Below are 8,607 nucleotides of genomic sequence, written 5' to 3'. Positions count from 1 at the left end.
AATCACGGTTCTCCTCCGCCAGCCTCGTTAGTATCTCCATCGCCTCCTCCGCCCGGTCGGCGGGCACGAACAAATGGTCGTGGTAGAAGGCCGAGACCGGATTGACCCCCATGCCGGCGGCGGCCAGACGCGCGGTGATGGCGGCAAGGAAGCCGACCGCCTCCAGCGACGAATGGATGTTCAGCGTCACCATCCCGCAGCGGAAGACGGTCGCCAGGCCAGCGGCCTTGGCTTCCTCCTCTAGCGCGATCACCGTCGTGCCCTCGCGCTCGCGAAACAGCATCACCGTCTCGAGGCTGTCCGGCACGGGCGCATCGGGCGGCAGTGTGGCGAAGACATGGATGCCGGGACGCAATTCCGGCGTCATCGTTGCCAGCAGTTTCTTCAGATCGGTCTCGCCGGCCATCGATTGCTCCCGAATGCCTTGCGGATTTTCGATAACGTGCTCGGCCCCAGCCGGCAAGGCGACGCCGCCATGTCGCTGACGGCTGGGCTTATGCGCGTATTGCATCGCACAATGGAACCGATCAGGATCATTGCCGGTCCGTGAAAGGGGTTTCGATGATCGTTCGCCCGCGCCCGGGATTCTTGCATCTGTTCTTCATCATGCGCGGCTCGGTGGTGCCGCGCATCCTGCCGCAGATCTTCGGCTTCGGTGTCTATGGCGCGCTGGTGGTGCTGGCGGTCGGGGCGTTGAAGCTCGACTTCGGCGATGCCGGCCCCGCGCCGTTTGCCTTACTCGGTGTGGCGCTGTCGATCTATCTCGGTTTCCGCAACAATGCCGCCTATGACCGCTGGTGGGAAGCGCGCAAGCTGTGGGGCCAGCTTGTCTTCGACATTCGCAATCTGGCGCGCGCCAGCACCGGGCTGATCGAAGATCGCATCGAACTGCGCGGGATGTTGATGGAGGCGATCGCCTTCTGCCACTTCTTGCGCGGCCTGCTTCGGCGGGTGGACGCAACATCGGACGCACGAGCGTTCATCGGCGAAGAGGCCGAAAGTGCCGCCAAGCTGGCCAACCCGCCCGACGCCATGGTGCGGCGGATGGGCGAGCGAGCCGCCGCGCTGTACAGGGCCGGCTCGATCGACGTCATGGGGTACCGCATCCTCGACGAGCGCCTGTCGCAAATCGCCGCAGCGCAGGCCGGTTGCGAGCGCATCATGGGAACACCGCTTCCGTTTGCCTACACGCTGCTCCTGCAGCGCACCGCCTATATCTTCTGCCTGCTGCTGCCGTTTGGGCTCGCCTCGACTGCCGGCTGGGCGACGCCGCTGTTCACGGCGCTGATCGCCTACACCTTCTTCGGCCTCGACGCGCTCTCGGAGGAACTCGAGGACCCGTTCGGCACCGAGGCCAACGACCTCGCCCTCGACGGCCTGTGCCGCGTTTGTGAAATCTCGGTGTTCGAGGCGCTCGGCGAGGCGCCGCCAAAAATGATCCCCGCCGAAAAATACTATTTCTCCTAGGGTTTGTTCCCAAGCTCCTGGCAGCGCCGTGCGCTCAAAAGGCCGTAGGCGTGTCGGATCGCCGCCTCACGCCGCGTCCTTGGTTCGAGCCTCCCCAAGAGGGCTCGAAACAACCGGAGGACCAATGACCATGTCTCAAACAGCATCCGTCACGCCGGGCGCGCTGTGGACCGGGCGAGGGCTCAGCGCCCTCATCGTGCTGTTCATGATCTTCGACGGCGTCATCAAGCTGCCGCCGCTCGATATCGTTACCCAGACCATGGTGCAGCTCGGCTGGCCGGCCGATCCCAATGCCTCGCGCATGCTCGGCATCATCGGACTGGTCTCGACCGCGCTCTATGCGGTGCCGCGCACCTCGGTGCTCGGCGCCATCCTGCTCACCGCCTACCTCGGTGGCGCCATCGCGACGCATATACGTATCGGCAGCCCGCTGTTTTCGCACACACTGTTCGGCGTCTATCTCGGTTTCATCTTGTGGGGCGGCCTTTTCCTGCGCAATCCCAGGGTGCGCGCGCTGATCCCGTTCAGCCGATAGTGGCGGCTTCAAAAGCCGTTCGGTGGCGGTCGCGTCGCCGGAGAGGGCGCGGTCTGCCGCCGCCCTTCTCCTTTGTCTTCGGATCAAATCGCCTGGTTGCGAGTTAGAAGATGTGGCGGCGAGGACGGAAAAACCCGTTTGAGAGGAACGACAATGAAGAAACTGGTAGTCCTGATGATACTGGCAACCTCGCTCGCAGCCTGTTCCCGAACCGAACAGGGCGCGGCGGTCGGTGGCTTGGGTGGCGCTGCTGTCGGCGCTGCAGTGGCCGATGACGACGTTGAAGGGGCGGTGATCGGTGGTGCTGTCGGCGCCCTCGCCGGCGCACTGATCGGTCGTGCTACCGAACCCGGACGGTGCCGCTATCGCGGTCGCGATGGGCGCGTCTACATCGCCCGCTGCCCTGAAGGCTATTGATCATAAGTCGGACGGAACAGCAAAACGGCGGACAAAGCGCCCGCCGTGCATAGGGGATAGAAAGCGAATTATTCGGCGGTCGCGGCTTCCGCCTCGGCCGGCGCGGCTGCCGCGGCGGCAACAGCGGCGGCTGCATCGTCCTGCGCCTTCTTCAGAAGTGCGGCGCGTTCCTGCGCCTTCTTGCCGGGCTCGGCCTTCTTTGGATTGGAGCGGGCCTCACGCTTGGCAATGCCGGCCTCGTCGAGGAAGCGCAGCACGCGGTCGGTCGGCTGGGCGCCGTGCGAGAGCCAATGCTTGACGCGGTCGGCGTCGACCTTGACGCGCTCGCCATCCTTGGGCAGCAGCGGGTTCCACGAGCCGAGCGACTCGATGAAACGGCCGTCGCGCGGCGAACGGGCGTCGGCGACGACGACGTGGTAATATGGGCGCTTCTTCGAGCCCGCACGGGCCAGCCGGATTTTCAATGGCATTTCTCTTCTCCTAAAACTCTGATTTTCGGGTTTACGGCTGGTCCTCAGCCGGTTTTCGCTACGCCGTTGGATGCGGCGATCTGCTCATGATGTCGGATCACTTCGCGGACAACGAAGTTCAGGAATTTCTCCGCGAAATCCGGGTCGAGATGGGCATCCTTCGCCAGTTGGCGAAGGCGGGCGATCTGCTGCTGCTCGCGTGCCGGATCGGCCGGCGGCAGGCCATGCGACGCCTTCAGCTCGCCGACCGCCTTGGTGCAGCGGAAACGCTCCGCCAGCATGTAGATGAGCGCTGCGTCGATGTTGTCGATCGAGGAGCGGTAGTCGACCAGCGCCGCACGTGCGTCGGCCATGTCCTTTTCTTCGTTCATGGCGCCCTCACTTCTTCTTGCCAAGGCCGGGAAGCCCGCCACCGCCCAAGCCAGGAAGCTTCATGCCGCCGGGCAGCCCAGGCAGGCCGCCACCCCCACTGGGAAGGCCACCGGGCAGGCCCTTCATGCCGAGACCGGCCGCCTGTGCCTGCTTCTGCAAGGCTTCGAGCTGCTTGGGGTCCATCTTGGGCAGATCCGGCATGCCGCCGCCCATCATGCCGCCCGGGCCACCCATGCCTCCCATACCCCCTGGCATCATGCCGCCGAGGCCCATCTTCTGCGCCAGCCCGCCCATCATGCCGCGCATCAGGCCACCGCCTTTGCCCTTGCCACCCATCGCCTTCATCATGTCGGCCATGCCGCGGTGCATCTTCAGGAGCTTGTTGATCTCGGCCGCATCGGTGCCGGAGCCGGCGGCGATGCGCTTCTTGCGCGAGTGTTTCAGAATATCGGGGTTGGCGCGCTCGGCCTTGGTCATCGATGATATGATGGCGAGCTGGCGGCCGAACATCTTGTCGTCGAGACCGGCGGCGGCCATCTGGTCCTTCATCTTGCCCATGCCCGGCATCATCCCCATGATGCCGCCCATGCCGCCCATCTTCGACATCTGCTGAAGCTGGCCGGCAAGATCGTTCAGGTCGAATTTGCCCGACTGCATCTTCTTGGCCATCGCCGCCGCCTGCTCGGCGTCGATGTTTTCGGCAGCCTTTTCGACGAGGCTGATGATGTCGCCCATGCCGAGGATGCGGTCGGCGATGCGCTTGGGATGGAATTCCTCCAGCCCGTCCATTTTCTCGCCGGTGCCGATCAGCTTGATCGGCTTGCCGGTGACGGCGCGCATGGAAAGTGCTGCACCACCACGGCCATCACCGTCCATGCGGGTCAGCACCAGCCCGGTGATGCCGACGCGCTCATCGAAGCTTTTCGCCAGATTGACGGCGTCCTGGCCGGTCAGCGAATCGGCGACCAAAAGAATTTCGTGCGGCGACGACACCTTCTTGATGTCGGCCATCTCGACCATCAGCGGCTCGTCGATATGGGTGCGGCCGGCGGTGTCGAGGATGACGACGTCATGGCCGCCGAGCTTTGCCGCCTGCACGGCGCGGCGGGCGATGTCGACCGGCGTCTGGCCCTCGACGATCGGCAGCGTGGCGACCTTGACCTGTTCGCCGAGCTGACGGAGCTGCTCCTGCGCGGCGGGACGCCGCGTGTCGAGCGAGGCCATCAGAACCTTCTTGTTCTGACGTTCGTTGAGGCGGTTGGCGATCTTGGCCGATGTCGTGGTCTTGCCGGAACCCTGCAGGCCGACCATCATGATGACGACCGGAGCCGGTGCATTGAGGTCGATGGCGACGCCCTCGGCGCCCAGCATCTCGACCAGCTCGTCATGGACGATCTTGACGACCATCTGCCCGGGCTTGATCGACTTCAGCACAGCGGCGCCGACGGCCTTCTCGCGTACCTTGCCGGTGAAGGAACGCACCACTTCCAGCGCAACGTCGGCCTCGAGCAGCGCACGGCGCACCTCGCGCAGCGCCGCGGAGACATCGGCCTCGGACAGGGCACCGCGGCCGGTGAGGCCGTTCAGGATCGAACCAAGGCGCTCTTGCAGCGATTCAAACATTCTTTTTCCTTTTCCCTGGCACCCGGATGATGCCCGAGAAGTAATGCGTTCGCGCCCAGTATCCAAGTAAAGCCCAAAGCCAAAAAGCACCCGGGGGCGCAACAGCGCTGCCGGATGTTGGCCTCCAGGATCGATTTACAGCACGACACCTCAAAGAGGCTTCGGCGTCCCGGTCGGCTTGCTCGGAGGGATACTCGTCGCGGAATTCGCGGCGTGTAGACAGGAAATCGGCCGCGGAGTCAAGGCGCGGGGCCGAATACGCTGAACCGGGCCGGTTCGGTTTATGGCAGCACCACCGGCATGATGCGCGTCAGCTTGGGCCGCCGGGGTACGAAATATCCGGCTCGACCTTCAGCGGCGAGCGCTGATGCAGCAGCAGCAGAACAGTCAACAGGCTGCAGCCGATGCCGATTGCCGCGATGAGGACGGCATCAAGCGTCGTCCAGCCGGGGCCTTCGAGCGGCCTGGCGTTGAACAGGGCGAAGGAATTGTAGCTCTGCTGATGCGAAATCAGCAGGAAACCGGCGAGATTGTTGCCGAGATGAGCGCCGAAGGCCGCGCCGAGATTGCCGGTGGCATAGACCACAAGCGTCAGGAGCAGCGCAAAAGCGGCGATCGAGGCCAGCACACAGGCATTGACGGCGGCCGTCGAGCTTGGGCTCCAATGCATCGAAGTGAATAGAAGTCCTGGCAGCAGCGCCCAGATGAAGGGGTTTTGAAACCGGTTGGCCAGGCCCCTGAGAAGATAGCCGCGAAACAGCACCTCTTCGGACGAGGTCTGCAGCAAGGTCAGCGCACCAATCGGGATCAGGAACAGCAGCCAAGACGACAGACCGATCGCGCCGCGCGCAATCTCGGGCTGCAGGAGATAGAGCAGGATCTCGGAGAGCAGCGATGTGATCAACACCGCGGCCAATCCCCTAAGAAATCCTGAGCGCGAAACGCGGCGGCTGGTGCCGATCAGCGCCATCAGCGGCTCGCGATGGACCCAGCGCATGGCAGCCCACAGGCCGAGCCAGATCCCGGCAAAGGAGGCGAGCGCGGCGAGGATCCCGGCGGGCGAGGCCATGAAATTCTGCACCGCCCCTCCTTCCATCGGCGCGCCGGACGATGCCTGCCAGATAACAAAAACATAGGCGCCGCCGAACAGCACGACGACGGTTGTCGCGACCCAGAACAGGACGACGATCGCCGTTCCGAGCAGGAGCCGCGGCAGGGTCGTCTTGGCGTTGGGGGAGCGCCGGTAGCGCTCGAACGCGACAGGGTCTGATATCACGCGGGTTCCTTGCCTGATGCATCGGGTCGCATGATCTAGAGCATCGGCCCTAAAAGTGGAACCGGTTTTGGGAAATCCAATCTTCGAACAGAAGGCTGGAACGGCGGGCACGCCGCTCCAGCACGAAGCTCAGGTTAACGATATCGGACAGAGGTGGCCGCCGTCGGCTCGCGCCGGGCGGCCGCCTGATTGCTCGCTGATGTCAGCGCTCGACGTACATGATGCGTCGGGTGCCGGGATCGACCAGTGCCGGCTGACCGTTCACATAGACATAGCGGTAGTCGTAGTCCGGAATCTCGCGCAACTCGACGGTATCGGGCAAGGTCGCGCCGGTAACCACCTCGCCCTCGAGATAGACCGGGTCGACCCGGTTGGTCTCGATGTAGGTGCGGACCTCGGCCGGAGGCCGCCTGATCGGCTCGATCGGCTCGCCAGCGACGATCGCTCCGGTATAGACGTCGGGATCGTCGACGTCGGCGGGCGCTTCGACGATGGTAATGTCTGCGTCGGCCGGGCGCCGGGTCAGGACGACCTCGTTGCCGCCGAAATCGGCCGTCACATAGTCGGAATAAATCCAGCCCTGGCCATTGGCCTCGGCTATGGTGCACCACTTGCTGTTTTGGATGCAGCCATCAAGCGTTGCCGACTGGCCGGCGGCGAGCACGCCGATGACCGGGTATTGCGGGCCGGGGCCGGCTCGAATGTTGAGATCGGCGACAGCCGAGACAGCGGTATCGGCCAAGGCTGTACCCGACATCGCGACAAGCGCTCCGGCGACAGCAGGAAACAGTATGCGGTTCATGGTTTCGCTCCGTTTTGATGGTCCCTCACGAACGAAAACGAAACAGGGCTTCATGCGTTCCGGCTAAAACGCCTCGGCCGGCTCACGTTTTGTTCCGGTTTCTTTCACGTCAGCCAGCAGTTCATGGACGAAGGCCAGCTTCCGTGCGGTCACCTCCGAGATGATAAAGGGATAAAGGTCCGGCAGGCCCATGCAGCGGTTGATCGAGTTGGACGCTTCCGACAGCACCAGCCAGCGGGCCAGGATCTTTTCGAACGGTTCGGGAACGGCGGCAGGTTCCGACGGCGCCGGTTGCAGTTCGCCGCCGGTGTCGCTGCGCGACAGCTCGTTGGCCTCTACCGTTTCCAGTCGGCCGAGCGGGAAATTCAGTGCATGCACCATCTCCAGCGTATCGGTGATGTGCAGGTGGTGTGCCCATGTCTCGGCCCAGTCCTCCCAGGGATGAGACGTGGCATAGGCGGAAATGTGGTCCTGCTGCCAGTCGGGCGCAGCACCTTCGGCATGGTAGGTCTTCAGCGCCTGCTCGTAATCGATGCGCTCGTCGCCGAACAATGCGCGGAAGGCGGCAAGCCGTTGCGGGTCGTCGCGGATCAGGCGGTCCCAGTAATAGTGGCCGAGCTCGTGGCGGAAATGCCCGAGCAACGTACGGTAGTTCTCGCCCATCTCGACGCGCCGTCTTTCGCGCTCGGCCGAGTCCGCCTCGGCGACATTCAGTGTGATCAGGCCGTTGTCATGGCCGGTCAGGATGCGCGCGCCCCCTGGGCCGCCGATCGGATCGGCGAGGAAGTCGAAGGCCAGGCCGGCCTCGTCGCCGGCGTTCAGCTTGGGCACGACCGGCAGTCCGGCGGCGAGCAGCGAATAGATTGCCCGCTTCTTAGCCGCTTCGACGCGGATCCAACGACGGCGGTTGCCATCGACCGAAAGGTCCGGGATCAGCTGGTTCAGCTCGCAGGCGCGGCAGAAGGCATGGCCGGGTTCCGCCATCCAGTTGCAGGCGCACTCGTCGGCATTGGTGCACTGGAAAACGCCGCCGGCGCCTAACAACACGAAGCGCGCATGCCCGGGATCGTACAGCACGGGGCTGGCGCAGTTCAGGCACTGGGCGTTCTCGAAATAGAGGCGGTGGCCGCAATGCGGGCAAGCGAAGAGCTTCATCCCAATCTCAAATCATCAGGTCTCAAATCATCAGGTCCGGATATAGTGCGGAGCGGCATATCGCCCAAACGCCTGTCGGCGGCCGGCGTTCCTGCTAATGCTATTTTGCCGCAAGCTGGGCGGCGACCGTTCTCGCCACCGCCTCGCCCGACAGCCTGGCGCCGCCGCAGGTCTGCATCAGCGGACCGGCCAGATGCTCGCCGGCGAAGAAGATTTTTTCCGCCACCGGCTGCATCAGCGTGGCGCGCGCCTGCGAACGGCCGGGGCGGGCCGCCGCATAGGCGCCGCGCACGAACCGCTCGCCGCCCCAATTGGTCATCATGGCGCGCCCGACATGTTTTCGCACGTCCCCGCCGAATATGGCGCACAGCCGGTCGACGACGAAGTCGACGCCCGCCGCCTCGCCCGCCGCCGACATCTCCCAGGCGAAATCGCCGCCGACGAAGCCGACCATCAGGTCGAGGTCGAAGGGAAAGCAAAGGAGGTAGAT

At 64.3% G+C, this 8,607-nt stretch carries 11 protein-coding genes; 3 read left to right on the top strand and 8 right to left on the bottom strand.

The genetic code is table 11. From position 1 onward, the window contains the following. The coding region (locus EOA86_RS12155) for an ACT domain-containing protein (protein ID WP_128341849.1) at positions 1-406 on the bottom strand (406 nt) is incomplete at its 3' end. 155 nt (positions 407-561) lie between these two features. On the opposite strand from EOA86_RS12155, the gene EOA86_RS12150 reads away from it, so the two are divergent. The 3 genes from EOA86_RS12150 (at position 562) to EOA86_RS12140 (ending at position 2,419) form a co-directional block, all read left to right on the top strand. Continuing rightward, entirely contained in the window at positions 562-1,467 is a 906-nt protein-coding gene (locus tag EOA86_RS12150; RefSeq protein WP_128341847.1) for a bestrophin family ion channel, read from the top strand. 124 nt (positions 1,468-1,591) lie between these two features. Beyond that, positions 1,592-2,002 (top strand): DoxX family protein, encoded by a 411-nt coding sequence (locus tag EOA86_RS12145; RefSeq protein ID WP_127209852.1) that lies wholly within the window; start codon positions 1,592-1,594, stop codon positions 2,000-2,002. A gap of 153 nt (positions 2,003-2,155) precedes the next feature. Further along, a complete protein-coding gene (locus tag EOA86_RS12140; RefSeq protein ID WP_065007301.1) occupies positions 2,156-2,419 on the top strand; it encodes a YMGG-like glycine zipper-containing protein in 264 nt (87 codons plus the stop codon). Positions 2,420-2,487: 68 nt separating this feature from the next. On the opposite strand, the gene rpsP is transcribed toward EOA86_RS12140, so the two are convergent. From rpsP to EOA86_RS12105, 7 genes are all read right to left on the bottom strand, one after another. Next, positions 2,488-2,889, bottom strand: a complete 402-nt coding sequence (rpsP, locus tag EOA86_RS12135) for a 30S ribosomal protein S16 (RefSeq protein ID WP_027153676.1) — start codon at positions 2,887-2,889, stop codon at positions 2,488-2,490. Positions 2,890-2,933: 44 nt separating this feature from the next. Then, positions 2,934-3,260 carry a chorismate mutase gene (locus tag EOA86_RS12130; protein ID WP_127209851.1) on the bottom strand — a complete coding sequence of 109 codons (327 nt, stop codon included), beginning with the start codon at positions 3,258-3,260 and terminating at the stop codon, positions 2,934-2,936. A gap of 7 nt (positions 3,261-3,267) precedes the next feature. Next, a complete protein-coding gene (gene ffh, locus EOA86_RS12125; protein ID WP_128341845.1) occupies positions 3,268-4,884 on the bottom strand; it encodes a signal recognition particle protein in 1,617 nt (538 codons plus the stop codon). Between the two features lie 310 nt (positions 4,885-5,194). Then, positions 5,195-6,160, bottom strand: coding sequence for a type II CAAX endopeptidase family protein (locus EOA86_RS12120; protein WP_127209849.1), 966 nt, complete (start codon positions 6,158-6,160; stop codon positions 5,195-5,197). A gap of 202 nt (positions 6,161-6,362) precedes the next feature. Beyond that, a complete protein-coding gene (locus EOA86_RS12115; protein WP_127209848.1) occupies positions 6,363-6,962 on the bottom strand; it encodes a DUF1236 domain-containing protein in 600 nt (199 codons plus the stop codon). A 63-nt stretch (positions 6,963-7,025) separates the two neighbouring features. Next, a complete protein-coding gene (locus tag EOA86_RS12110; protein ID WP_127209847.1) occupies positions 7,026-8,117 on the bottom strand; it encodes a putative zinc-binding metallopeptidase in 1,092 nt (363 codons plus the stop codon). 100 nt (positions 8,118-8,217) lie between these two features. Beyond that, the coding region (locus EOA86_RS12105) for an FAD-dependent oxidoreductase (RefSeq protein WP_164891698.1) at positions 8,218-8,607 on the bottom strand (390 nt) is incomplete at its 5' end.

The organism is Mesorhizobium sp. M5C.F.Ca.IN.020.32.2.1 (genome assembly GCF_004023105.1).
Lineage (GTDB): Bacteria > Pseudomonadota > Alphaproteobacteria > Rhizobiales > Rhizobiaceae > Mesorhizobium > Mesorhizobium wenxiniae.
This window is presented reverse-complemented; position numbering and strand designations above follow the sequence as displayed.

Coding starts and splice junctions, on each gene's coding strand:
- EOA86_RS12150 (WP_128341847.1), top strand. CDS start 562: ATGATCGTTCGCCCGCGCCCGGGATTCTTGCATCTGTTCTTCATCATG.
- EOA86_RS12145 (WP_127209852.1), top strand. CDS start 1,592: ATGACCATGTCTCAAACAGCATCCGTCACGCCGGGCGCGCTGTGGACC.
- EOA86_RS12140 (WP_065007301.1), top strand. CDS start 2,156: ATGAAGAAACTGGTAGTCCTGATGATACTGGCAACCTCGCTCGCAGCC.
- rpsP (WP_027153676.1), bottom strand. CDS start 2,889: ATGCCATTGAAAATCCGGCTGGCCCGTGCGGGCTCGAAGAAGCGCCCA.
- EOA86_RS12130 (WP_127209851.1), bottom strand. CDS start 3,260: ATGAACGAAGAAAAGGACATGGCCGACGCACGTGCGGCGCTGGTCGAC.
- ffh (WP_128341845.1), bottom strand. CDS start 4,884: ATGTTTGAATCGCTGCAAGAGCGCCTTGGTTCGATCCTGAACGGCCTC.
- EOA86_RS12115 (WP_127209848.1), bottom strand. CDS start 6,962: ATGAACCGCATACTGTTTCCTGCTGTCGCCGGAGCGCTTGTCGCGATG.
- EOA86_RS12110 (WP_127209847.1), bottom strand. CDS start 8,117: ATGAAGCTCTTCGCTTGCCCGCATTGCGGCCACCGCCTCTATTTCGAG.